Source organism: Sphingomonas montana (assembly GCF_001956315.1).
Classification (GTDB): domain Bacteria; phylum Pseudomonadota; class Alphaproteobacteria; order Sphingomonadales; family Sphingomonadaceae; genus Sphingomonas_R; species Sphingomonas_R montana.
Genome location: NZ_KV887138.1, coordinates 22,017 through 43,476, shown reverse-complemented (window position 1 = coordinate 43,476; position 21,460 = coordinate 22,017). Strand labels below are relative to the sequence as shown.

General features: G+C 67.6%; 23 protein-coding genes, 1 other RNA gene and 1 pseudogene. 10 read left to right on the top strand and 15 right to left on the bottom strand.

The window, feature by feature from the left end:
- Window positions 1-44 precede the first annotated feature (44 nt).
- Genes ilvD through BKY59_RS01000 form a run of 4 tightly spaced genes read left to right on the top strand, consistent with a single transcriptional unit; the run spans window position 45 to window position 4,780 of the window.
- Window positions 45-1,766 carry a dihydroxy-acid dehydratase gene (ilvD, locus tag BKY59_RS01015; RefSeq protein WP_076068246.1) on the top strand — a complete coding sequence of 574 codons (1,722 nt, stop codon included), beginning with the start codon at window positions 45-47 and terminating at the stop codon, window positions 1,764-1,766.
- Window positions 1,753-2,148, top strand: coding sequence for a hypothetical protein (locus tag BKY59_RS01010; RefSeq protein ID WP_083671800.1), 396 nt, complete (start codon window positions 1,753-1,755; stop codon window positions 2,146-2,148). Before ilvD ends, BKY59_RS01010 begins: the two co-directional genes overlap by 14 nt.
- On the top strand, window positions 2,145-3,521 hold the full coding sequence (locus BKY59_RS01005; RefSeq protein ID WP_076068244.1) for a bifunctional ADP-dependent NAD(P)H-hydrate dehydratase/NAD(P)H-hydrate epimerase: 1,377 nt from the start codon (window positions 2,145-2,147) through the stop codon (window positions 3,519-3,521). The genes BKY59_RS01010 and BKY59_RS01005 overlap by 4 nt, the downstream gene beginning before the upstream one ends.
- Window positions 3,512-4,780 carry a class I SAM-dependent RNA methyltransferase gene (locus BKY59_RS01000; protein ID WP_076068243.1) on the top strand — a complete coding sequence of 423 codons (1,269 nt, stop codon included), beginning with the start codon at window positions 3,512-3,514 and terminating at the stop codon, window positions 4,778-4,780. Before BKY59_RS01005 ends, BKY59_RS01000 begins: the two co-directional genes overlap by 10 nt.
- 40 nt (window positions 4,781-4,820) lie before the next feature.
- On the opposite strand, the gene BKY59_RS00995 is transcribed toward BKY59_RS01000, so the two are convergent.
- From BKY59_RS00995 to BKY59_RS00985, 4 genes and pseudogenes are all read right to left on the bottom strand, one after another.
- Window positions 4,821-5,135 (bottom strand): 2Fe-2S iron-sulfur cluster-binding protein, encoded by a 315-nt coding sequence (locus BKY59_RS00995; protein WP_076068242.1) that lies wholly within the window; start codon window positions 5,133-5,135, stop codon window positions 4,821-4,823.
- A pseudogene (locus tag BKY59_RS00990) lies at window positions 5,132-6,036 on the bottom strand (cysteine desulfurase family protein); the annotation flags it as partial. The gene BKY59_RS00995 and the pseudogene BKY59_RS00990, both read right to left, overlap by 4 nt.
- A 1-nt stretch (window position 6,037) precedes the next feature.
- Window positions 6,038-6,272 (bottom strand): aminotransferase class V-fold PLP-dependent enzyme (locus tag BKY59_RS17975; protein ID WP_240499903.1); only part of this gene is annotated, 235 nt, incomplete at its 3' end.
- Entirely contained in the window at window positions 6,269-7,348 is a 1,080-nt protein-coding gene (locus BKY59_RS00985) for a cysteine desulfurase family protein (protein WP_076068262.1), read from the bottom strand. The genes BKY59_RS17975 and BKY59_RS00985, both read right to left, overlap by 4 nt.
- A gap of 100 nt (window positions 7,349-7,448) precedes the next feature.
- Between BKY59_RS00985 and BKY59_RS00980 the strand changes: the two genes are divergently transcribed.
- Window positions 7,449-8,090, top strand: a complete 642-nt coding sequence (locus BKY59_RS00980) for an alpha/beta hydrolase (protein WP_076068241.1) — start codon at window positions 7,449-7,451, stop codon at window positions 8,088-8,090.
- A 153-nt stretch (window positions 8,091-8,243) separates the two neighbouring features.
- Here the strand turns inward: BKY59_RS00980 and BKY59_RS17555 are convergent, their stop codons facing one another.
- Window positions 8,244-8,405 (bottom strand): hypothetical protein, encoded by a 162-nt coding sequence (locus BKY59_RS17555; protein WP_165374777.1) that lies wholly within the window; start codon window positions 8,403-8,405, stop codon window positions 8,244-8,246.
- Window positions 8,405-9,382, bottom strand: coding sequence for a threonine ammonia-lyase (locus BKY59_RS00975; protein ID WP_076068240.1), 978 nt, complete (start codon window positions 9,380-9,382; stop codon window positions 8,405-8,407). The genes BKY59_RS17555 and BKY59_RS00975 overlap by 1 nt, the downstream gene beginning before the upstream one ends.
- 157 nt (window positions 9,383-9,539) lie before the next feature.
- Between BKY59_RS00975 and BKY59_RS00970 the strand changes: the two genes are divergently transcribed.
- From BKY59_RS00970 to ffs, 3 genes are all read left to right on the top strand, one after another.
- Complete coding sequence (locus BKY59_RS00970; protein ID WP_076068239.1) at window positions 9,540-10,727, top strand: type III PLP-dependent enzyme domain-containing protein; 1,188 nt, start codon at window positions 9,540-9,542, stop codon at window positions 10,725-10,727.
- Window positions 10,728-10,839: 112 nt separating this feature from the next.
- A complete protein-coding gene (locus BKY59_RS00965) occupies window positions 10,840-11,898 on the top strand; it encodes a 1,9-bis(guanidino)-5-aza-nonane synthase (RefSeq protein WP_076068238.1) in 1,059 nt (352 codons plus the stop codon).
- A gap of 141 nt (window positions 11,899-12,039) precedes the next feature.
- An RNA gene (gene ffs / locus BKY59_RS00960) (signal recognition particle sRNA small type) lies at window positions 12,040-12,137 on the top strand.
- A gap of 9 nt (window positions 12,138-12,146) precedes the next feature.
- On the opposite strand, the gene BKY59_RS00955 is transcribed toward ffs, so the two are convergent.
- Window positions 12,147-12,557: a hypothetical protein gene (locus BKY59_RS00955; RefSeq protein WP_129586146.1), complete on the bottom strand. Its 411-nt coding sequence runs from the start codon at window positions 12,555-12,557 to the stop codon at window positions 12,147-12,149.
- Window positions 12,558-12,629: 72 nt separating this feature from the next.
- On the opposite strand from BKY59_RS00955, the gene BKY59_RS00950 reads away from it, so the two are divergent.
- Both BKY59_RS00950 and BKY59_RS00945 read left to right on the top strand, forming a co-directional pair.
- Complete coding sequence (locus BKY59_RS00950; protein WP_076068236.1) at window positions 12,630-14,330, top strand: DNA polymerase III subunit gamma/tau; 1,701 nt, start codon at window positions 12,630-12,632, stop codon at window positions 14,328-14,330.
- On the top strand, window positions 14,327-14,650 hold the full coding sequence (locus BKY59_RS00945) for a YbaB/EbfC family nucleoid-associated protein (protein ID WP_076068235.1): 324 nt from the start codon (window positions 14,327-14,329) through the stop codon (window positions 14,648-14,650). The genes BKY59_RS00950 and BKY59_RS00945 overlap by 4 nt, the downstream gene beginning before the upstream one ends.
- Before the next feature lie 636 nt (window positions 14,651-15,286).
- Here the strand turns inward: BKY59_RS00945 and pnp are convergent.
- The 8 genes from pnp to rbfA form a co-directional block, all read right to left on the bottom strand.
- Window positions 15,287-17,659, bottom strand: coding sequence for a polyribonucleotide nucleotidyltransferase (gene pnp, locus BKY59_RS00940; protein WP_076068234.1), 2,373 nt, complete (start codon window positions 17,657-17,659; stop codon window positions 15,287-15,289).
- Between the two features lie 251 nt (window positions 17,660-17,910).
- The gene (rpsO, locus tag BKY59_RS00935) at window positions 17,911-18,180 is read right to left on the bottom strand and encodes a 30S ribosomal protein S15 (protein WP_076068233.1); all 270 of its coding nucleotides are present in this window, start codon (window positions 18,178-18,180) and stop codon (window positions 17,911-17,913) included.
- On the bottom strand, window positions 18,177-19,106 hold the full coding sequence (truB, locus tag BKY59_RS00930; RefSeq protein WP_076068232.1) for a tRNA pseudouridine(55) synthase TruB: 930 nt from the start codon (window positions 19,104-19,106) through the stop codon (window positions 18,177-18,179). The genes rpsO and truB overlap by 4 nt, the downstream gene beginning before the upstream one ends.
- Window positions 19,103-19,651 (bottom strand): GNAT family N-acetyltransferase, encoded by a 549-nt coding sequence (locus tag BKY59_RS00925; protein WP_240499902.1) that lies wholly within the window; start codon window positions 19,649-19,651, stop codon window positions 19,103-19,105. The genes truB and BKY59_RS00925 overlap by 4 nt, the downstream gene beginning before the upstream one ends.
- Window positions 19,641-20,222, bottom strand: a complete 582-nt coding sequence (locus tag BKY59_RS00920) for a thymidine kinase (RefSeq protein ID WP_076068230.1) — start codon at window positions 20,220-20,222, stop codon at window positions 19,641-19,643. Before BKY59_RS00920 ends, BKY59_RS00925 begins: the two co-directional genes overlap by 11 nt.
- Window positions 20,222-20,617 (bottom strand): type II toxin-antitoxin system VapC family toxin, encoded by a 396-nt coding sequence (locus BKY59_RS00915; RefSeq protein WP_076068229.1) that lies wholly within the window; start codon window positions 20,615-20,617, stop codon window positions 20,222-20,224. Before BKY59_RS00915 ends, BKY59_RS00920 begins: the two co-directional genes overlap by 1 nt.
- A complete protein-coding gene (locus BKY59_RS00910) occupies window positions 20,604-20,894 on the bottom strand; it encodes an AbrB/MazE/SpoVT family DNA-binding domain-containing protein (protein ID WP_076068228.1) in 291 nt (96 codons plus the stop codon). Before BKY59_RS00910 ends, BKY59_RS00915 begins: the two co-directional genes overlap by 14 nt.
- A gap of 31 nt (window positions 20,895-20,925) precedes the next feature.
- A complete protein-coding gene (gene rbfA, locus BKY59_RS00905; RefSeq protein WP_076068227.1) occupies window positions 20,926-21,318 on the bottom strand; it encodes a 30S ribosome-binding factor RbfA in 393 nt (130 codons plus the stop codon).
- Window positions 21,319-21,460 lie beyond the last annotated feature (142 nt).

Below are 21,460 nucleotides of genomic sequence, written 5' to 3'. Positions count from 1 at the left end.
CCGCCAAGACGCCCGATAGAAATCCGGTATCCGAGAGCGCTCTTATGTCCGAACGGTTCGACAAGTCCCGCCTGCCCAGCCGCCATGTTTCGGTCGGGCCGGAGCGTGCGCCGCATCGCAGCTATTATTATGCGATGGGGCTGAGCGAGGAGGAGATCGCGCGGCCGTTCGTGGCGGTGGCAAGCGCGGGGAACGACAGCGCGCCGTGCAACACCACGCTGGATGCGCAGGCCGATATCTGTCGCGAGGGCGTGATCGCCGGCGGGGGCATGCCGCGCCGGTTCAACACGATTACCGTGACGGACGGGATCGCGATGGGGCATCAGGGAATGAAATCCTCGCTGGTCAGCCGTGAGGTGATCGCGGACTCGGTCGAGTTGTCGGTGCGCGGGCATTGCTATGACGCGCTGGTGACGTTTGCCGGGTGCGACAAGTCGTTGCCGGGCATGATGATGGCAATGCTGCGCCTGAACGTGCCGTCGATCTTCGTCTATGGCGGCTCGATCCTGCCGGGGCGTTACCAGGAACGCGACGTTACTGTGGTCGACGTGTTCGAGGCGGTGGGCCAGCATGCGGCCGGCAATTGCCCGCTGACGGACCTGACGGCGCTGGAAAAGGTGGCGTGCCCCGGCCACGGCGCGTGCGGGGGGCAGTTCACCGCCAACACGATGGCGTGCGTGGGCGAGGCGATCGGCCTGAGCCTGCCGAACAGCAACATGATGCCGGCGCCGTATCGCGGGCGCGACGAGATCGCGGTCGCGGCGGGCAAGCAGGTGATGAAGCTGCTCGAATGGAATTTGCGGCCGCGCGACATCTGCACGCGCGACGCGTTCGAGAATGCGGCGCGGATCGTGGCGGCGACGGGTGGGTCGACCAATGCGGGGTTGCATCTGCCGGCGATGGCGAACGAGGTCGGCATCGATTTCAGCCTGTTCGACGTGGCCGATATCTTCAAGACCACCCCATACATCGCCGATCTGAAGCCGGGCGGACGCTATGTCGCCAAGGACATGCACGAGGCGGGCGGCGTCTACATGCTGATGAAGACGTTGCTGGCCGAAGGGTTGCTGCACGGCGACTGCATGACGGTGACGGGCAAGACGCTTGCCGAGAATATCGACCAGGTGACGTGGAACCCGGACCAGAAGGTCATCTACGACGCGAAGACGCCGTTGAGCCCCACCGGGGGCGTCGTGGGGCTGAAGGGTACGCTGGCCCCGGAAGGCGCGATCGTGAAGGTCGCGGGGATGCAGCGGCTGGTGTTCGAAGGTCCGGCGCGGGTGTTCGATTGCGAGGAGGACTGCTTCGCCGCGGTCGAGGCGCGCGAGATCGCCGACGGGTCGGTGATCGTGATCCGATATGAGGGGCCGAAGGGCGGGCCGGGGATGCGCGAGATGCTGTCCACCACGGCCGCGCTGTACGGGCAGGGGCTGGGCGAGCGGGTGGCGCTGATCACCGACGGGCGCTTTTCGGGCGGGACGCGCGGCTTCTGCGTGGGCCATGTCGGGCCGGAGGCGGCGGACGGCGGGCCGATCGCGCTGGTGCAGGACGGCGACCTGATCCGGATCGATGCGGAGGCGGGGACGATCGACCTGTTGGTGGCGGAAGAGGAACTGGTGACGCGGCATCGCGACTGGCGGCCGCGCGTCAATGATTACGGGTCGGGCGCGCTCTGGCGGTTCGCGCAAAATGTCGGCCCGGCCTGGGCAGGCGCGGTGACGCATCCCGGCGCGCGGGGGGAACGCCATGTCTATGCGGATATCTGACGCCGGGCTGGCGGTCTTGTTGCTGCTCGGCGCATGCGGGCAGGGGTCGGACGACCCGCGCGTCGTGGCCGGCGCGCTGGACGAGGATGCGGCGGCCAGCGGGCGGATCGCGTGCCGGCTGGGTGACGCGGGTGCATATCGCGACGCCTGCACGGCGGAGCGCACGACGACGGCGGCCGGCCAGATGCTGACGTTGCGCGGGCCCGATGGCGGGTTCCACCGGATCTTGGTGGCCGCCGACGGCGCGACGGTGACCGCGGCCGACGGTGCCGAGCCGGCGACGATCGCGGTGGGTGCGGACGGCGCCACCGAAGTGGCGATCGGTGGCGATCGGTATCGGTTGCCTGCGCCCGCCGCGGCCCGGCCTGCCGCGGCGCATTGACCGGACGTCCGATCCTGACCGCCGCCGCGATGCGCGTGGCGGAGGCGGCGTGCGTTGCGACGGGGACGCCGGAACGGCTGCTGATGGCGCGGGCCGGTGCTGCCGTCGCGGAGGCGACGTGGCGGTTTGCGGCGGGTGCGCCGACGCTGGTCCTGTGCGGACCCGGCAATAATGGCGGCGACGGATATGTCGCGGCGCGGCTGCTGCGCGATCGCGGCGTCCGGGTAACGGTGGCCGCCCTGGGTGAACCGCGGTCGGTGCATGCCGGCGCGGCGCGCGCGGCGTGGGACGGGCCGGTCGGCACGCTGGGCGACGCGGTCGTGCAACCCGTGCTCGTCGATGCGCTGTTCGGCACCGGGTTGTCGCGGGGGCTGGACGCGACGGTGGCGGTGGCGTTGCGGCGGCTGGCCGATGCGGCGCGGGTGCGGATCGCGATCGACCTGCCGAGCGGGGTCGCGACGGATGACGGCGCGACGTTCGGCCGCGATCTGCCGACGTTCGAGCTGACCGTCGCGCTAGGTGCGCTGAAGCCCGCGCACCGGCTGCAACCCGCGGCGGCGCTGAGCGGGCGGGTCGTGGTGGCCGATATCGGGATCGGGCGGCCGGTGTCGGACTTGACCGAGATCGGCCGGCCCTCGTTGCCCGCGCCGACCGCCGCCGATCATAAATATACGCGCGGCATGGTCGCGGTGCTGGCGGGCGAGATGGGCGGTGCGGCACTGCTGGCGGCGACCGCGGCGCAGCGGGCCGGGGCGGGTTATGTCGTGCTGGCGGGCGGCGGTGGCGGCGGCGGGCTGCATGCGCTGGTGCACCGGGGGGGGGCCGAGATGCTGGCGGACGCGCGTGTTGATGCGGTGCTGTGCGGGCCGGGGCTTGGGCACGATGCGGCGGCGGAGCGGACGCTGGTGGCGGTGCTGGCGTGCGGGCGGCCGCTGGTGCTGGATGCCGATGCGTTGCGGCTGGCATCGCCGGCGGTGCTCCGCGCGCTGCCGGTGCCGGCGATCGTCACGCCGCATGCGGGCGAGTTCGAGCATCTATTCGGCACCTTGCCGGGCAGCCGGATCGATCGGGCGCGGGCGGCGGCGGCGATGGCGCAATGCGTCGTGGTGCTGAAAGGCGCCGATACTGTTATAGCGGCCCCCGACGGGCGGGTGGCGATCGCCGATCCGGCACCAGCGTGGCTGGCGACGGCGGGCACGGGTGACGTGCTGGCCGGGCTGGTCGCGGCGATGCGGGCGCGGATCGACGATCCGTTCGCGGCGGCGCAGGCGGCGGTCTGGCTGCACGGCGCGGCGGCCGAAGCGGCGGGTGCGGTGCTGGTCGCCGACGACCTGCTGGATATGATCAGGAAAGTAGTGCGTGCATGTCAGTAGATGAAATCGTCCGGATCGCCGGCAATGGCGAGGGCGTGACGGCGGACGGGCGGCATGCGCCGCTGGCCGCGCCGGGCGACATATTGGACGGGTATGGCGTGCTGACGCCGGGGCCGCACCACCGCGACCCGCCGTGCCGCCATTTCCCGCGCTGCGGCGGATGCCAGATCCAGCATGTCGACGACAGCGGGATCCAGGGGTTCATCGTCGACCGGATCGCGGGCGCGCTGGCATCGCAGCAGATCGATCGGCCGGACATGCCGGTGCCGGTGCTTTCCCCACCGCGCAGCCGGAGGCGCGCGTCGCTGAAGGCGGAACGGTTCGGCAAGCAGGTGCTGATCGGGTTCAACGAGCATGAGACGCACAAGATCGTCGACATGCACGAATGCCATGTGCTGGCCCCCGAACTGTTCGCGCTGGTCGCGCCGCTGCGGGGGTTGATGGCGCTGTTGCTGCCGCCGCGGAAGGGAAAGGCAGAAATCTGGATGACGCTGGCCGACCAGGGCGTCGACCTGCTGATCGAGAAGGTGACGGTCGAGGGGCTGGCGGCGACCGAGGCGCTGACGACGTTCGCGCAGGAACATCGCCTCGCGCGGCTGTCGGTGGACGAGGGGCATGGGCCGGAACCGCGCTGGGAACCGCGCCCGGCGACGGTCACGTTCGGCGAGGTCGCGGTGCCGTTGCCGACCGGGGGGTTCCTGCAGGCGACGGCGGATGGCGAGGCGATGCTGGTCGAAACCGTGCGCGTCGCGGTGGGCGATGCGAAGACGGTGGCCGACCTGTTCGCGGGCATCGGCACCTTCGCGGTGCCGCTGGCGGCCGGCGCGAAGGTTTATGCCGCGGAGGGCGCGCGTGGGTCCGCCACGGCGCTGAAGGCGGCGGCGGGGGCGCGGCAGTTGCCGCTGTTCGTCGATCATCGCGATCTGGTGCGCCGTCCGCTGACGGTTGCGGAACTGGACCGGTTCGATGCGGTCGTGCTGGATCCGCCGCGGGCCGGTGCGCGGGAGCAGATGCCGGCGCTGGCCGCGGCGAGCCGGGTGGGGCGGCTGGTCTATGTCTCGTGCAATCCGGCCACGTTCGCGCGCGATGCCAAGGATCTGATGGCCGGCGGATGGGTGCTGGAGCGGGTGGTTCCGGTGGGTCAGTTTCGCTGGTCGACGCATGTCGAACTGGTCGGAGTGTTCGGGCGGGCGGAAGGGCATGTGCCATTGCAGACCGGGGTGCAACTGGATGTGCGTGGCTGGGTGAAGCCTGCTTGAGTGATGGCCCTCTCCCGTCCTTGCGGGAAGGGGTTTTGGACTAGCGGTCGGGGATGCGGACGGTCAGCGTGGGCAGCGTGCCGTCCAGCATGATCTGGCATGCAAGGCGGCTGGTGCGGGTGACGTGGGGGGCGAGGTCGAGCAGGTCGTCCTCGTTTTCCGACGCGGGGGGCAGGCGGGCGAAATCGTCCGCGGCGACGATGACGTGGCAGGTGGAACAGGCCATCTGCCCCTCGCACGTCCCCTCCAGCGGTTCGCCCAGCGCGTGCGCGAGATCGAGCAGGCGCGTGCCCGGCGGCGCATCGCATTCGGACGAGGGCAGCCCGGCGGCGGTCAGGAAGCGGACGTGCGTCATGCGGCGTTCTCGATCAGGGTGGCGGCGGTATCGGCCTCGTCCTCCGTCGTGTAACGGCCGAACCCCAGCCGGATCGTGCTGCGCGCCTGCGCGTCGGTGAGGCCGATGGCGCGCAGGACGTGGCTTGGCCGGCCCGATCCGCTGGCGCAGGCGGACCCGGCGGAAAAGGCGACGTCGCGCAGCCGGGAGATCAGCCGGGCGGCATCGACGCCGTCGCGCCGCAGGCTGAGATTGCCGGGGTAGCGGTGGTCCGTGCCGCCGTTGACGGTCCAGTCGGGCAGGGCCGCCCGGAAGCGGCGGGCAAGGGCGGCGACGTGCGCTGCGTCTTGGGCAGCCCGGTCATGCGAGACCGTAGCGGCGGCCCCGAAGCCGGCGCATAGCATCGGGGACAGCGTGCCCGACCGGATGCCGCCTTCCTGCCCGCCGCCGTGGAGCAGCGCGCCGAGCTTCACACCGTCGCGGACGAACAGCGCGCCGATTCCCTTCGGGCCGTGGACCTTGTGCGCGGACAGCGCGATCAGGTCCGCATCGGGCAGGGGGACGCGGCCGTAGCCCTGGGCCGCATCGCAGAGGAACAGTGCGCCGGCAGCGCGGGCGAGTGCGGCCAGTTCGGCGACGGGCTGGATCGTGCCGATCTCGTTGTTCACCAGCATGACGGCGACGATGGCGGTGCGATCGTCGATCGCGGTGGCGGCCTGGTCCAGATCGACCAGCCCGTCCCGTCCGACTGGCAGCAGGACCGGCTCCGCGCCGTGCCGGCCGAGCCAGGCGGCCGTATCCAGCGTGCAGGCATGTTCGGTGGCGACGGTAACGATCCTGCGCCGTCCGGCGGGTGCGGCGGCGAGCGTGGCCTGCAGCGCCCAGTTCACCGCCTCCGTCGCGCCGGAGGTGAACCAGAGTTNGCGCCCAGTTCACCGCCTCCGTCGCGCCGGAGGTGAACCAGAGTTTGCCGTTTGCGAGCGCGGGATCGGCGGCCGCGATGCGCGTGCGCGCCGCGGCGACCGCGGCGGCGGCGGCGCGCCCGGCCTTGTGGGGGCTGTGCGGGTTGGCGAAGCCGTCCTCCGCCAGCCAGGGCAGCATCGCGGCGCGGACCTCGGGCGCGAGCGGGGTGGTCGCCTGATAATCGAGATAGATCATGCCGCGCGGGCCATTTCACGCCACAGCGTGGCGAACGCCTCGACATCGGCGCGGGTGGTGGTGCGGCCGAAGCTCACCCGGATGACGGTGCGCGCCTCGTCCGAACGGAGCGCGAGCGCCTCCATCACGGCGCTGGGTTTGAGCGAGCCGGACGAACAGGCGCTGCCGGCCGAGACCGATATGCCCGCGCGATCGAAGCCGATCAGCTGTGCCGCGGCGGACCGGCCCGGCATGCGGTAGGAGGCGACGAGCGGGCTGCGCCGCGTCGGCCCGCAGATGACGCACCCGCCCTCCGCCGCGATCTGCCCGTCCAGCCAGATGCGGTTTTCGAACTGCGTCCGGACCCAGTCCGGCATGTCGTCGCCGGGCGGATCCTGCTCCACCGCGGCCGCGAAGCCGAGGATGGCGGGCAGGTTCTCCGTGCCGCCGCGATAGCCCTGCTCCTGCCCGCCACTTGGGACCAGGGTAGCCAGGTCGCGGACCAGCAGCGCACCGATGCCCGGCGGGCCGCCCAGCTTGTGCGCGGAGATCGCGATCAGGTCCGCTTTCAGTAGTGGGAGCTTGCCGGCCGACTGCGCGCAATCGACGAACAGAGTGCCGCCGATCACGTCGGTGACCGGCAGGATGTCCGCGATCGGCTGCACCACCCCCGTCTCGGAATTGACATGCTGGACGGCGACGACGGCACCCGGCGTGGCGTGGACGAGCGCGCCGAACGCTTCGGGAGCGAGCAGGCCGTTCGACTGCACCGGCGCCACCTGCGCATCGGGGGCGGCGCGGCGGACGGCGTCATGTTCGACCGCGGACCGGATGACGCTGCCGGCCGCACGTCCGCGGGCCAGCGCGATCATGGCCGCCTCCGTCGCGCCGGACGTGAAGATCAGGTGATGGTCCCAGCCCAGCGCCGTCTTGATCCGGTCGCGCGCAGCCTCGATCGCGGCGCGGGCGGCGCGGCCGTCGGCATGCGGGGAGGATGGGTTGCCGATCATGTCGAACCCGCGGAGCATGGCCGCCCGCGCCACGTCCACCATCGGCGTGGTTGCGGCATGGTCGAGGTAGATCCGGGGGCCTGCGATGGCAGTTTCTCCAAAGATTGCCGTTCGGCGCATATTCCTCATATAGGGGGCCGATCAACCGCGCACCCAGCCCCACGCGCGCAGACAAGAAGCAGACACGATGCCCGAAGTCATTTTTCCCGGTCCCGAAGGTCGTCTCGAAGGTCGGTTCCAGCCGGGGCCGCGGCCGCGCGCGCCCGTCGCGATGATCCTGCATTCGCATCCGCAGGCCGGCGGCACGATGAACAATCGCATGGTCCAGTCGCTGTACCAGACGTTCGTGAAGCGCGGCTTTGCCACGTTGCGGTTCAATTTCCGCGGCGTGGGCAAGAGCCAGGGCGTGTTCGACAACGGCGTCGGCGAATTGTCGGATGCCGCATCCGCGCTCGACTGGGTGCAGTCGATCCACCCCGAAGCGCAGACGACCTGGATTGCGGGCGTCAGCTTCGGCGCGTGGATCGGCATGCAGCTGCTGATGCGCCGACCGGAGATCAAGGGCTTCATCTCGATCGCGCCGCCGGCGAACATGTACGACTTCACCTTCCTGGCGCCGTGCCCGTCGTCGGGCATCATCATCCAGGGCGAGGCGGACGAGGTGGTGACGCCGGGCGCGGTGCAGAAGCTGGTCGACAAGCTGCGCACCCAGCGGCACATCACGATCCATCACGACACGATCCCGGGCGCGAACCACTTCTTCGAGAACGAGCAGCCGCAACTGATGCGGTCGGTGGACAATTATCTGGACATGCGGCTGAAGGCCTGAGGGTTCAGAGAGCTTCCGTTTCTGGCGTAATCCCAGCGGACACTGGGATCCATTATCATTACGATTGCAGGCAGGCACGCCGGCGGAGCGATAATGGTTCCTGACTTCCGTCAGGATGACGAGACGTTAGGGGCCGGTGAGAACGGCCAGAACTCACGGCCAGGTCTGGATCAGGACGTTGCCGAGGAACACCGCGGCGGCGACGAACATCAGCGTGCTGCGCTGGCGTTCGCCGCGGCGGCGCAGGGCGAACCCGCCGATCGTGAGGGCGATTACCGCGAGCATCAGCACGGCCGGGACCAAGCCCGTCGGCATCAGACGCGCTCCGCCAGCACTGCGGCGTAGTCGACCGGATCGACATTGCCGCCCGACAGCGTGACCAGCGTCTGCCGCCCGTCCGTCGGCACCTTGCCCGCCAGCACGGCGGCCAGCGCCACGGCACCGCCCGGTTCCACCACCAGCCCGAGGCGGTAGGCGTGGCGCATCGCGGCGCGGATCTCCGCCTCCGACACCGCGATGCCGGCCGCGCCGGCCGCGGCCAGCACGTCGAACGTCAGCGGCGCTACGCGCGGCGTCTGCAGCGCGTCGCACGCGGTGGCAGGCGGGTCCGGCTGGACGGGCAGGATGGTCCCGGCGGCGAGCGATCGGCCCATGTCGTCCCAGCCCTCCGGTTCGACCACCAATATCTGCGCACCCGGCAGGGCCAGCGCGATGCCCGCTGACAGCCCGCCGCCGCCGCAGCAGACCACGGCGCGCTCGAACGGCGGCAGGCCGCGTGCGGTCGCTTGGAACGCGGCTTCCAGCCCGACGGTGCCCTGACCCTCCACCACGTCGGGATCGTCGAAGGACGGGACCAGCACCGCGCCGCGCTCGGCCGCAAGCGCAGCGGCGATCCGCTCGCGGCTTTCGGTGGCGCGGTCGTAGCCGACGATGGCGGCACCCAGCGCCAGCGTCGCATCGCGTTTCACCGCAGGGGCGTCGTGCGGCATGACGATCGTGGCGGGCATGCCGAGCAGGGCGGCGGCGCGCGCAATGCCCTGCGCATGGTTGCCGGAGGAGAAGGCGACCACGCCGCGGGGACGGTCCGCCACCGCGATCCGGGCCAGCCGGTTGTATGCGCCGCGGAACTTGAACGCGCCGCCAAGCTGCAACGATTCGGCCTTCAGCCAGACGCCGGGGTGACCGGTGAGCGGCAGCAACGGCGTGCGGGTCGCGACGCCCGCAATTCGCGCGGCGGCCGCGACCACGCCGTCGTGGGAGACCCGTGCCCCGTCGTCATTCGTCGCCATCATGCCTTCCCCCGGTCCGATCCCGTCCCCATGCGCAGCGTGACGTTTCAATTGCAACTTTACAGGGGGGCGGGTGGTTCCTATGTGATGCGTCCGCTGCCCCATGGGACTTCCACCGCAAGGCAGCTTTTGTCGGAACGACCACTGGAGGTCCCTTGAATTGCACAAGCATCATAGCGCGCTGGGGCTAGCAACTGCCCTTCGTCCGGTTCAACCGGTCACGCTGATTCGCCCGCACGCCGCACGGCGCGCGGCCCGGTACTTCGCAGAGAAGTTCCAGGGCCGTTCGATGTATGCGGTCAAGGCGAACCCCTCGCCGGACCTGCTACAGGTCCTGTGGGACAGCGGCATCACGCATTACGACGTCGCTTCCATCGCGGAGGTGCGGCTCGTCGCGCGTACGCTGCCCGACGCCGTGCTGTGTTTCATGCATCCGGTGAAGGCCGAGGAAGCGATCGCGGAGGCCTATGCGGTCTACGGCGTGCGGACATTCTCGCTCGATTCGCTCGAGGAACTGGAAAAGATCTGCCGCGCGACGAACGATGCGACGGACCTGACGCTGTGCGTCCGGCTTCGCGTGTCGTCCGACCACAGCAAGCTGAGCCTTGCGTCGAAGTTCGGCGTCGAAGCGCGTGACGCGGCGCCGCTGCTGCTGGCGACGCGGCAGGTGGCCGATGCGCTGGGCATCTGCTTTCATGTCGGGTCGCAGGCGATGAGCCCGGCCGCCTATATCCAGGCGATGGGCCGTGTGCGCGAGGCGATCGTGACCGCGGCGGTCACGGTCGACGTGGTCGATGTGGGTGGTGGTTTTCCGTCCACCTATCCAGGCATGACGCCGCCGCCGCTGGGGGCGTATTTCGACGCGATCAAGCAGGCGTTCGAAAGCCTGCCGATCAGCTACTCCGCCGAATTGTGGTGCGAGCCCGGCCGCGCGCTGTGCGCCGAATATGCCAGCCTGCTGGTCCGCGTGGAAAAGCGCCGCGGGGACGAACTGTTCATCAACGACGGGGCGTACGGCGCGCTGTTCGATGCGGCGCATGTCGCATGGCGTTTCCCGACAGAACTGGTGCGCGATGCGGGATCGAACGCCAAGGACATGGGATTCAGCTTCTACGGCCCGACCTGCGACGACATGGACCATATGGTCGGCCCGTTCATGCTGCCGGCCGATACCAAAGCGGGCGACTATATCGAGATCGGCATGCTCGGCGCCTATGGCTGTGCGATGCGGACCGGTTTTAACGGCTTTACTGCGGGCGAGACCGTGCTGGCCACCGATGAACCGATGGCGACCGTCTATGTCGAGGAAGACGACATCGCGATGCCGTCGAACGTCGTGACGCTGTAACCGAACCGTTCCACGCTATCCCCGTTGCACCCCGGTTCGACTGGGGTGCAGGACCGACTATCCGCCGTTCCGGCTTCACGCCGGGACAGCGCCTGCCTGTTTGGAGTTTTCCATGACCGACACCAAGATCAACGACACCCGCAAGGCGGAACTGCTGTCCACCGAAGTCGAGCATATTGACATCCGGACATTCGATGCGCGCCCGATCGTGGATGCCATGAAGAAGATGTCGTTCACCAGCCGCGACCTGGGCCGCGCGACCGACATCTACAACCAGATGCTGGCCGACAAGGACTGCACGATCTTCCTGGTCGTCGCCGGATCGACCAGTGCCGGTGGCTGCATGGACCTGTATGCCGAGCTGTTGCGCAACAACATGATCGACGGGATCGTGGCGACCGGCGCGACGATCGTCGACATGGATTTCTTCGAGGGGCTTGGCCACAAGCATTATCAGGCGCTCGACGTGCCGCACGACGATGTCCTGCGGTCGCTGCTGATCGACCGGATCTACGATACCTATATCGACGAAGAGCAGTTGCAGCACGTCGACCACACGATCTTCGAGATCGCCGAGACGCTGGAGCCGCGCCCCTATTCCAGCCGTGAGTTCATCCGCGAGATGGGCAAATATCTCGTCGAGCACGGCACGAAGGAGAACAGCCTCGTCAAGCTCGCCTACGAGCATGACGTGCCGATCTTCTGCCCGGCCTTTGTCGACAGTTCGGCCGGTTTCGGGCTGGTCAAGCATCAGGTCGATGCGATGAAGGCGGGCAAGCCGTACATGGTACTCGATGCGATCGCCGATTTCCGCGAACTGACGCGGATCAAGATCGAAGCCGGCGTCACCGGCCTGCTGATGGTCGGCGGCGGCGTGCCGAAGAACTTCATCCAGGATACGGTCGTCTGCGCCGAGATCCTGGGCCATGACGATGTGCAGGTTCACAAGTACGCGGTGCAGATCACTGTGGCCGACGTGCGCGACGGCGCCTGTTCGTCTTCGACGCTGCAGGAAGCGGCGAGCTGGGGCAAGGTGAACACCGCGATCGAACAGATGGTGTTCGCGGAGGCCGGTTCGGTCATGCCGCTGCTCGCCTCCGACGCCTATCACCGCGGTCACTGGAAGGATCGGCCGGTACGTGCGTGGGGCAAGATCTTCGACAAGGCTTGAGGGTCTGACTGCGCGTAACGCGTGATCTTGTTCCCCGGCGCAGACTGGGGCTGGGTGGAACCGTTTCACCTAGGCTCCGGCCTGCGCCGGGGAACTGTCGTTGTAGGTCTTGCCCTCAACCCCCGCATCGTGCATAGGCGGCGCGGGAGTCGGGCGGACGATGCTGTCGCCAATCTGGTCAGATCCGGAAGGAAGCAGCCACAACGATTTCGTACCGGGTCGTTCCGGCTCCCACCTCACTCACATTGCTACGCGTCGCGCTTGCGATACGGACGGAGCCGTCGGAACCGCCGCATGATCGCGTGCGGAAAGCGGGTCTCGAAGATGTGCAGTTCTCGGACATCATGTGGGTCGCCGCTCCGCCGGACCGCGCGGGCGAGCCAGTGTCGGTAGCGCCGCATGTCGCCCGTGTTCCGGTAGTGGATCGCCAGATTGTAGAGCGCCGCTGCGTCGCCGCCGAACGCATCGGTTCGCATCAACTTCAGGGCTCGCTCGACCTCGACCTTGCGTGAGATCCGGCGCGGGTCGGTCAATATGGTCGCGAGCGCGTTGCGGGCGGACAAGTGGCCGCGAATACTCAAGGCTTCCAGGATCGGCAGCGCATGACCGTTTGCTTTGCCTTTCAGGATAGCGTCGGCCCGATCGAAAAGTCGGTTCATTCGGGGTTCGGTCCAGCGTGTCATTCGACCTCGGCGCGTGACGGGGGCATCGTCCCGTCCTACATCATAGTCATGGCCGAATCCGCAGTCCCCTACCGCGTCCTCGCGCGCAAATATCGTCCGCAGACTTTTGCCGAGTTGATCGGGCAGGATGCGATGGTGACGACGCTGGGCAATGCGATCCGGCGCGACCGGCTGGCGCATGCGTTCCTGCTGACCGGCGTGCGCGGGGTCGGCAAGACCTCGACCGCGCGGCTGATCGCCAAGGCGCTGAACTGCATCGGGCCGGACGGGCAGGGCGGGCCGACGATCGACCCGTGCGGCAAGTGCGACCCCTGCACCGCGATCGCCGAGGGGCGGCATATCGACGTGACCGAGATGGACGCCGCGAGCCATACCGGCATCGACGACATCCGCGAGATCATCGAGGCGGTGCGCTATGCGTCCGTCTCGGCGCGGTACAAGATCTACATCATCGACGAAGTCCACATGCTGTCGAAGGCGGCGTTCAACGGGTTGTTGAAGACGCTGGAGGAGCCGCCCGCGCATGTGAAGTTCCTGTTCGCCACCACGGAGGTGAACAAGATCCCCGTCACCGTGCTGTCGCGGTGCCAGCGGTTCGACCTGCGGCGTATCCCGGCCGACCTTCTGTCGCGTCACTTCGCCCATGTCGTGGAGCAGGAGGGGGTCGAGGCCGAACCCGAGGCGCTGGCGCTGATCGCGCGGGCGGCCGAAGGGTCGGCGCGCGACGGGCTGTCGATCCTGGATCAGGCGATCGCGCATGGCCAGGACCGGGTCGATGCGCGCCAAGTGCGCGAGATGCTCGGCCTGTCCGATCGCGGCGCGGTCCGTGCGCTGTTCGCAAAGCTCCTGGCGGGCGATGCGCCGGCGGTGCTGGCGGCGGTCGGACGGCAGCACGAACTGGGCGTCGACCCGACCGCGCTGTTCCGCGGGCTGCTCGAGACCTGCCACGGCGTGACGCGTGCCAAGGTGGGCGGTGCGCCCGATCCGGCGCTGTCGGTGGAGGAGCGCGAGGCGTTCGCGGACTGGGCCAGCCGACTTGGCTACCCCGTGCTCCACCGGATGTGGCAGCTACTGCTCAAGGGGCATGAGGAGGTCCAGTCGGCGATCCTGCCGATGGAGGCGGCCGAGATGGCGCTGCTGCGGATCGTCCATGCCAGCACGCTGCCAGACCCGGGCGAGCTCATCCGTCGGCTGACCGGGGGCGAGGGGGCGGTGGTCGGGGCTGCACCCGCCGCGGCGGGTGTGGCGTCGGCTTTGCCGCCGGCAGCTGCGCCTTCGCCGGCCTTGGTCGCACCACGCGAACCGTCCGATGATCCGGTCGTGGTGTCGTCGCCTGCCGTCGCGGTGACTCCGGCACCGGCACCGGCGCCGGCCAGGCCGACGCTTCCCGTCGATTTCCGCGCGTTGCATGACCTGCTGGTTGATCGCGGGGAGCCGTTGCTGGCGCAGGAACTGCACGACTTTGCGGGGCTGATCCGCTACGCGCCGCCGGAACTGGTCGTGCGTCCGACCAGGCCGATCGACCTGCGCAAGCTGTCGGCCGCGCTCCGGCGGCTGACCGATACGAGCTGGACCGTATCGACGGCGGAGGGCGACGCGGCCCCGACCATGCTGGACCAGGAAAAGGCGGCCGCGGCGGCCGAACGTGCCGTGGTGTGGGATTCGCCCGTCGTCCGTGCGGCGCGTGAGGCGTTTCCCGATACCGAATTGTTGGGCTACACACTGGATCAGAGGAGTGCGAATTTATGAAGAATCTCGATGATATTCTGGCCATGGCGCAGAATGTGCAGAACCAGTTGTCGCAGGCACAAGACAGCCTCGACACGATCGAGGTCGAAGGCGTCTCGGGCGGCGGGCTCGTGTCGATCAAGGCGACCGCAAAGGGCCGGATCCTGGGTGTCGCGATCGACGACAGCCTGATGGTGGCATCCGAGAAACAGATGCTGGAAGACCTGATCGCCGCGGCGTTGAACGATGCGCGTACGAAGGCAGACGCGGCGTCTTCGGCCGAGATGAGCAAGATGACGGCCGGTATCCCGCTGCCGCCGGGGTTCAAGCTGCCTTTCTGAGGCCGTTGGGAAGGCCGGGTTGCCGGGACGCTCCGTTTTGACCCGGGGCTCGGTATTTTGCCGGGTCTTAGCATCCGTTCTGGTCATATCTGACTACCAAAGCCCTACTAGGTCGCAAGGTCGCTTGCTCGGTCCTGTTTGCGCCAAGTATGTCGAGAACTCTGTGCAGGGTTCTCGACAGGCCCGAACCGGACGGATCAAACGGCAGACCGGCCTGGTTGCGGTCATGTTCCGACCTCTCACGCCGGGCTGGGACCCGGACCCACGGTTACACGCGTTGTATTTTAAACTCTGGATCCCGGATCAAGTCCGGGATGACGTTGTATTTAAGCTGATTGGTTCGACCCCAGACGGCATAGACGGGGTGCTGATGTGGGACAGTATCCCCTGAGGTCAGTTGGGACTTTCTGACTTTCGGTTGAGCCCTCGCGCCCCCCTCCCAGCTGAGTGCAGTGAGTACCCGCTTTCCAGCGGGTGGCGGAGGGACTTTCACGGCTTTCTGGCCTGGTTCGGCAGCGCTCCCAGACTTCGATCGAGACGAGCGCATCGCTCTGAAGTCGCGCCATTCCAGTCTGTAAGAAACACAAAAAAAGGGGGCCTTTCGGCCCCCTTTTCCGTTTGCGGTTACCGGACCCGTCAGTCTTCGCGGGTCAGGAATGCCGGTGCGAAGGTGGTTTCCTCGCTGCTTTCGTTGCGCTGCGGGCGATCGCCGTCGTTGCGGTCGCGGCGTGGGCCACGATCGCCGCCACGGTCGCCGCCGCCGCCGCCACGCGGGCCACGGTCGCCCCGATCACCGCCGCCACCGCCGCCTTCGCGACGCGGGCCACGGTCACCACCGCCGCCCTCTCGGCGCGGGCCGCGATCGGACCGCTCCGGCCGGTCGCCGGCTTCGCGCGGGGGACGGGTGTCCTCCAGCTCGGCACCGGTTTCCTGATCGACGACACGCATCGACAGGCGCACCTTGCCGCGCTGGTCGATCTCGAGGACCTTGACCTTCACGTCCTGCCCCTCGGACAGTACGTCGGAGACCTTGGCGACGCGCTCGTTCTTGATCTCGGACACATGGACGAGACCGTCTTTGCCGCCCATGAAGTTCACGAACGCACCAAAATCGACCAGATTGACGACCTTGCCGTCGTAGATCTTGCCGATCTCGGCTTCCAGCGTGATGCCTTCGATCCACTTGCGTGCGGCCGCGATCTTCTCGGGGTCGGACGAGGCGATCTTGATCGTGCCGTCGTCCTCGATGTCGACCTTCGCGCCGGTGGTTGCGACGATCTCGCGGATCACCTTGCCGCCGGTGCCGATGATCTCGCGGATCTTCTCCTTGGGCACCTGCATCGTCTCGATCCGCGGCGCGTGCGCCGACAGTTCGGTCCGGGTGGTGTCGAGCGCCCTGGCCATTTCCTCCAGGATATGGGCACGACCCTCATGCGCCTGGGCGAGCGCCACCTTCATGATCTCCTCGGTGATGCCGGCGATCTTGATGTCCATCTGAAGGCTGGTGATACCCTCCGACGTGCCCGCAACCTTGAAGTCCATGTCGCCGAGATGATCCTCGTCGCCGAGGATGTCGGAGATGACCGCATAGTCCTTGCCTTCCAGGATCAGGCCCATCGCGATGCCGGACACCGGACGCTTCAGCGGAACGCCCGCATCCATCATCGCCAGCGAACCGCCGCAGACCGTGGCCATCGACGAGGAGCCGTTGCTCTCCGTGATGTCGGACAGGACGCGGATCGTGTACGGGAACTCCTCCTTGCTCGGCAGGACCGGGTTCAGCGCGCGCCAGGCGAGCTTCCCGTGGCCGATCTCGCGACGGCCCGGCGCACCGAAGCGGCCGACTTCACCGACCGAGTAGGGCGGGAAGTTGTAGTGCAGCATGAAGCGCTCGTAGTGCAGCCCGTTCAGGCCGTCGATCATCTGCTCCGCGTCCGCCGTGCCGAGCGTCGTGGTGACGATCGACTGCGTCTCGCCGCGGGTGAACAGCGCCGAACCATGCGCGCGCGGCAGGAAGTGGACCATCGATTCGATCGGGCGCACGGTCTTCGTGTCGCGTCCGTCGATGCGGCGGCCTTCCTTCAGGATCGCCGTGCGGACGATGTCGCCTTCCAGCTTCTTGCCCAGCTTGTTCGCCTTCAGGCGCGTCGCGGCATCGGCATCCTTGAAATGCTCGTGCATCGCCTTCTTGGCTTCCGCGATGGCGGCGACGCGGTCGGCCTTGCCGGTCAGCTTGTAGGCCTTGTCGAGCCCGTTGCCGATCAGCTTCTTGACCTGCTTCTTCAGGTCGCCGCTGTCGTCGGTGCTCGGCAGCTCCCACGGATCCTTCGCGGCCTTTTCGGCCAGGTCGATGATACCGTCGATGACCGTGCGGCTCGCCTCATGCGCGAACACGACGGCGCCCAGCATGATGTCTTCCGACAGCTCCTTGGCCTCGGACTCTACCATCATCACCGCGCCGTGCGTGGCCGCGACGATCAGGTCCAGGTCGCTGTCCTTGATCGCCTCGTTCGACGGGTTGAGGATATACTCGCCGTCCTTGTAGCCGACGCGGGCGCAGCCGATCGGGCCCATGAAGGGCAGGCCGGAGATGGTGAGCGCGGCCGACGCGGCGATCATCGCCAGGATGTCGGGCTCGTTCTCGCCGTCATAGCTCAGAACCTGGCAGATGACGTTGATCTCGTTGTAGAAACCGTCCGGGAACAGCGGGCGGATCGGACGATCGATCAGGCGGCTGGTCAGCGTTTCCTTCTCGGTGGCACCACGCTCACGCTTGAAGAAGCCACCCGGGATGCGGCCGGCGGCGCTGTACTTTTCCTGATAGTGAACGGTGAGCGGGAAGAAGTCCTGCCCGTCCTTGACCGACTTTGCGGCGGTCACCGCGCACAGCACGACCGTCTCGCCGAGCGTCGCGAGCACCGCGCCGTCGGCCTGGCGCGCAACGCGGCCGGTTTCCAGGGTCAGCGTCTGGCCGCCCCACTGGATTTCACTCTTCTGAATATCGAACATCTGGTTTCCTTCGGTTCCGGCACGCCCGATGCGGCCGGGGCCTCTATCCGACCCCATTTGGGTCGGTGCGGACGATGACCGGCCCGCGCGGTTCGGGATGCCCGGGGGCACCCTGTGGACGATGGCCGGATTGCCGTTCGTCCTATCTGCGGTCGTCCGGACCCCGCGTAGGCGGTAGTTCCGATCGGCCGTGGAACTGGATCCCCGCATGTCGCGGGGATATGAAAAAGGCGCCTTTCGGCGCCTTTTCCTTACTTGCGGAGGCCGAGCTTGCCGATGAGATCGGTGTAGCGCTGCGCATCCTTCTTCTTCAGGTAGTCGAGCAGGCTGCGACGGTTGTTCACCATCATCAGCAGGCCGCGGCGGGAGTGGTTGTCCTTCGCGTGGCCCTTGAAATGCTCGGTCAGGTTGACGATCCGCTCGGTCAGGATCGAGATCTGGACCTCGGGGCTGCCCGTGTCGCCTTCGCTGCGGCCATGTTCGGCGATAAGGGCGGTCTTGCGTTCTGCGGTGATCGTCATGCTATGTCCTCGACATCGACTAAATTAAAACCGCGCACGACCCGTACTCCGCTCTCGCCCTGTTCGACCAGCGCCACAGGGGTGCCGGCGTCGAGCGCGAGGTGCAGGCCGGGTGGTACGGCGATCCCGATCAGCTTGCGCCCCTGGCGGAGCGCACCTGCCTGATCGGGGGTGACGGAAAAGGCCGGGATGTCGTCCAGCCCCGCCGTCAACGGCAGGAGTGCATGATGCACGGTGCGGTCCTGTCCCAGATTGGCCAGTTTGTCCAGCGATATCGCCTGACCGAGCACGAACGGCCCCGCCTTCGTCCGCCTCAGCATCGTGACATGCCCGACCGTGCCGAGCGCCTCGGCTATGTCGCGCGCGAGGCTGCGGATATAGGTGCCTTTCGACACCCGCGCGGTAAGGGTGATCTCCGACAGCGTGTCGCCCGCCCGGTGGGCACCCGCCGCATCGGGCACTACCTCAAGCGCATGCACCGTCACGCCCCGCATCTTGATCTCGAACGTCTCGCCCGCGCGCGCGCGATCATAGGCGCGTTCCCCGTCGATCTTGATCGCGCTATAGGCCGGCGGCACTTGTTCGATCGGACCGGTGAAGCGCGGCAGCACGCCCAGCAGCTCGACCAAGGTCGGCCGCACGTTGGACGTCGCGACCACCTTGCCCTCGAGATCGATCGTATCGGTTGCCGCACCGAAGGCGATGGTGAAGTCATACGCCTTGTCCGCATCGAGCATCCGCCCGGCCAGCTTCGTCGCCTCGCCAAGCGCGATCGGCAGCACGCCCGTCGCCAGCGGATCGAGCGTGCCGCCATGGCCCACCTTCACCTTTGCATAGCCGCCGCTGCGCAGCGCGCGCTTCACCGCCGATACGATCTGTGTCGATCCGGGGCCGAGCGGCTTGTCGATCACCAGCCAGCCGTTCACTTGGGGAGCCACTCATTCGCGAGGATCGAATAAACGACGGTATCGCGGACATGGCCGGTCCAGGTAACGCGTTGCCGGCGCAGCACGCCTTCGCGCACCGCGCCGAGCTTTTCCACCGCCGCGATCGAGCGTCCGTTGCGCACGTCGATGCGGAACTCGATCCGGTCGAACCCGGCATCGATCGCACGATCGATCAGCAGCAGCTTGATCGACCGGTTCAGCCCGGTTCCACGTGCCGCGGGCGTCAGGTAGGTGCCGCCGATTTCGACCACGCGGTTGGTCGGATCGATGTTGAGGTAGCCGGACATGCCCACCATGACGCCGCAGGCGAACAGCGCGAACGGACGCCGGTTAGGATCGGCGCGCATGGCCGCGAAACTCGCATCGAATCGGTCAGGCGCGTAGGAAGTGGGGTAAATCTCCCAGACCGGATCGTCCGCGGGACACAGCGCGCCCAACCTTTCGCGGTGCGCATCGCCCAGCTGTTCCAGGTGCAGCCCCGGCGCATCGATCGACGCGACCAGCCGTGCGACGTCACCCGCCACGGCTCTGTTCCATATGATGTCGACGGCACAGGGCGACATAGCGGTCGTTCCCGCCAATCTCGGTCTGGTCGCCCTCGCGCACGCCGCGCCCGCCCGCATCGACCCGCAGGTTCATCGTGGCCTTGCGGCCGCACGCGCAGATCGCCTTGATCTCGGTCAGCGTGTCCGCCAGCGCCAGCAGGTGCGCGCTGCCCTCGAACAATTCCCCGCGGAAATCGGTGCGCAGGCCGTACGCCAGCACCGGTATCCCGACCTCGTCGCAGACCTGCGCCAGTTCCAGCACCTGGGCGCGCGTCAGGAACTGCGCCTCGTCGACCAGCACGCAGGCGAGCGGCGTGACGGCGTGCTGCGCCTCGACACAGGCTCGGATCGCTGTATCGCGGTTGAACGGTGTCGCCGGCGCGGAAAGCCCGATCCGCGACGTGATGGTCCCCGCCGCATAGCGATCGTCGAGCGCTGCGGTGAACAGCATCGTGTTCAGCCCGCGCTCCCGATAGTTGAAGCTCGACTGCAACAGGATGGTCGACTTGCCGGCATTCATCGACGCATAGTAGAAATAGAGCTTGGCCATCAGGAGGCGTCCAGGATTTCGACGGGCAGGGGGGCATCGCTTCCGGCACGCTCCGCAAGGCCATGGTCGAAAGTCAGGAAGCTTGTCGCGTCACGCGCGACCGCCATATGAACCGTGTCCGCGAAATCCGCCCCGTCTGCGAACCGCGCCAAAGCCCACCGTATCAGCGGCTCGTCCACCATATGCACGTTCGTCATATCGACCAGCCCGAGGAGGGCGGTATGCACGACCAGGCGGGGGAGGCGGATTGTCGATAGCAAAAGCCAGCTCAATTCAACCAGAACGGTCGCCGGCACGAGTATATCGCCGCGGACGATATTGCGGGCGATGGCATATTGGGCAGGATCGTCGCGAAGCAGGAAGCGCGCGAGGACGTTCGTATCAACGGCCCGCACAATCCCTCCGTGCTGCGCTGTCCGCCGCCGCCCTGGCAATGCCAACGTTCATGTCCTCGATCGACACCGGGGAGCCATCATACTGGATCAGCGCTTGCAACTCCGCCTCGATCTCGTCGAAGGATCGCCCCGCCTTGCGTGACGTGGCTTTCAGAAAAACACCTTCGGCCATTTCGGTAACGGTCAATTGCTCGCCCGGAACAAGCCCGAGCCGGTCCCGGATATCTTTTGGGATAACGACCTGGCCCTTTGCCGACAAGATCGTGTGTGCGTTCATCGCGGTGAGATACGTTTTACCGGCTGACCGGTCAATCGGAGCCCAGGTCGCGGGCGACGCGTGGGTCGCGAAGAAGTGCGTCGATGTGGGTGCCTTCGTCGAAGCTCTCGTCCGACAGGAATTTCAGCTTGGCCGCGAAACGGGCGTTGACCCGGCGCGCGACTTCGCTTTGTAGATAAGCGGTGTTGGTGCGCAGCGCTTTCAGGATCACTGCCTCGTCCGCCTCGCCCAGGGTCTTCACGAAGGCGGTAGCGTGGCGCAGGTCGGGGGACATGCGGACTTCGGTCACCGAGATGCTGTGCTTGGTCAGCACTTCGTCATGCACGTCGCCGCGCATGAGCACGTCGGACAGCGCATGGCGGGTCTGTTCGCCCACGCGGAGTGCCCGGACCGACCGGCCTTCGGATGTTTCGGTGGGGCGCATGGATGGCTCCGTTCAGTCGTGGCGGCGCGGGGGCATCAGCAGCGTCAGCACAATCATGACGCCGCTGAACAGCAGATGGAAGGGGGCGAAGGCGATCCGGGCAAGGAGGGTGACGGGATCGATCTCGCGCATCCCAACCGTC

Bases quoted from the DNA above. Each gene is read 5' to 3' on its own strand.
- BKY59_RS00980 (WP_076068241.1), top strand. From the start codon at position 7,449: ATGCCCGAAGTCATTTTTCCCGGTCCCGAAGGTCGTCTCGAAGGTCGG.
- BKY59_RS00945 (WP_076068235.1), top strand. From the start codon at position 14,327: ATGAAGAATCTCGATGATATTCTGGCCATGGCGCAGAATGTGCAGAAC.
- BKY59_RS00950 (WP_076068236.1), top strand. From the start codon at position 12,630: ATGGCCGAATCCGCAGTCCCCTACCGCGTCCTCGCGCGCAAATATCGT.
- BKY59_RS01010 (WP_083671800.1), top strand. From the start codon at position 1,753: ATGCGGATATCTGACGCCGGGCTGGCGGTCTTGTTGCTGCTCGGCGCA.
- ilvD (WP_076068246.1), top strand. From the start codon at position 45: ATGTCCGAACGGTTCGACAAGTCCCGCCTGCCCAGCCGCCATGTTTCG.
- BKY59_RS00910 (WP_076068228.1), bottom strand. From the start codon at position 20,894: ATGAACGCACACACGATCTTGTCGGCAAAGGGCCAGGTCGTTATCCCA.
- BKY59_RS00995 (WP_076068242.1), bottom strand. From the start codon at position 5,135: ATGACGCACGTCCGCTTCCTGACCGCCGCCGGGCTGCCCTCGTCCGAA.
- pnp (WP_076068234.1), bottom strand. From the start codon at position 17,659: ATGTTCGATATTCAGAAGAGTGAAATCCAGTGGGGCGGCCAGACGCTG.
- BKY59_RS17555 (WP_165374777.1), bottom strand. From the start codon at position 8,405: ATGCCGACGGGCTTGGTCCCGGCCGTGCTGATGCTCGCGGTAATCGCC.
- BKY59_RS00965 (WP_076068238.1), top strand. From the start codon at position 10,840: ATGACCGACACCAAGATCAACGACACCCGCAAGGCGGAACTGCTGTCC.
- BKY59_RS00975 (WP_076068240.1), bottom strand. From the start codon at position 9,382: ATGATGGCGACGAATGACGACGGGGCACGGGTCTCCCACGACGGCGTG.
- rpsO (WP_076068233.1), bottom strand. From the start codon at position 18,180: ATGACGATCACCGCAGAACGCAAGACCGCCCTTATCGCCGAACATGGC.
- BKY59_RS00920 (WP_076068230.1), bottom strand. From the start codon at position 20,222: ATGGCCAAGCTCTATTTCTACTATGCGTCGATGAATGCCGGCAAGTCG.
- BKY59_RS00955 (WP_129586146.1), bottom strand. From the start codon at position 12,557: ATGAACCGACTTTTCGATCGGGCCGACGCTATCCTGAAAGGCAAAGCA.
- rbfA (WP_076068227.1), bottom strand. From the start codon at position 21,318: ATGCGCCCCACCGAAACATCCGAAGGCCGGTCGGTCCGGGCACTCCGC.
- BKY59_RS01000 (WP_076068243.1), top strand. From the start codon at position 3,512: ATGTCAGTAGATGAAATCGTCCGGATCGCCGGCAATGGCGAGGGCGTG.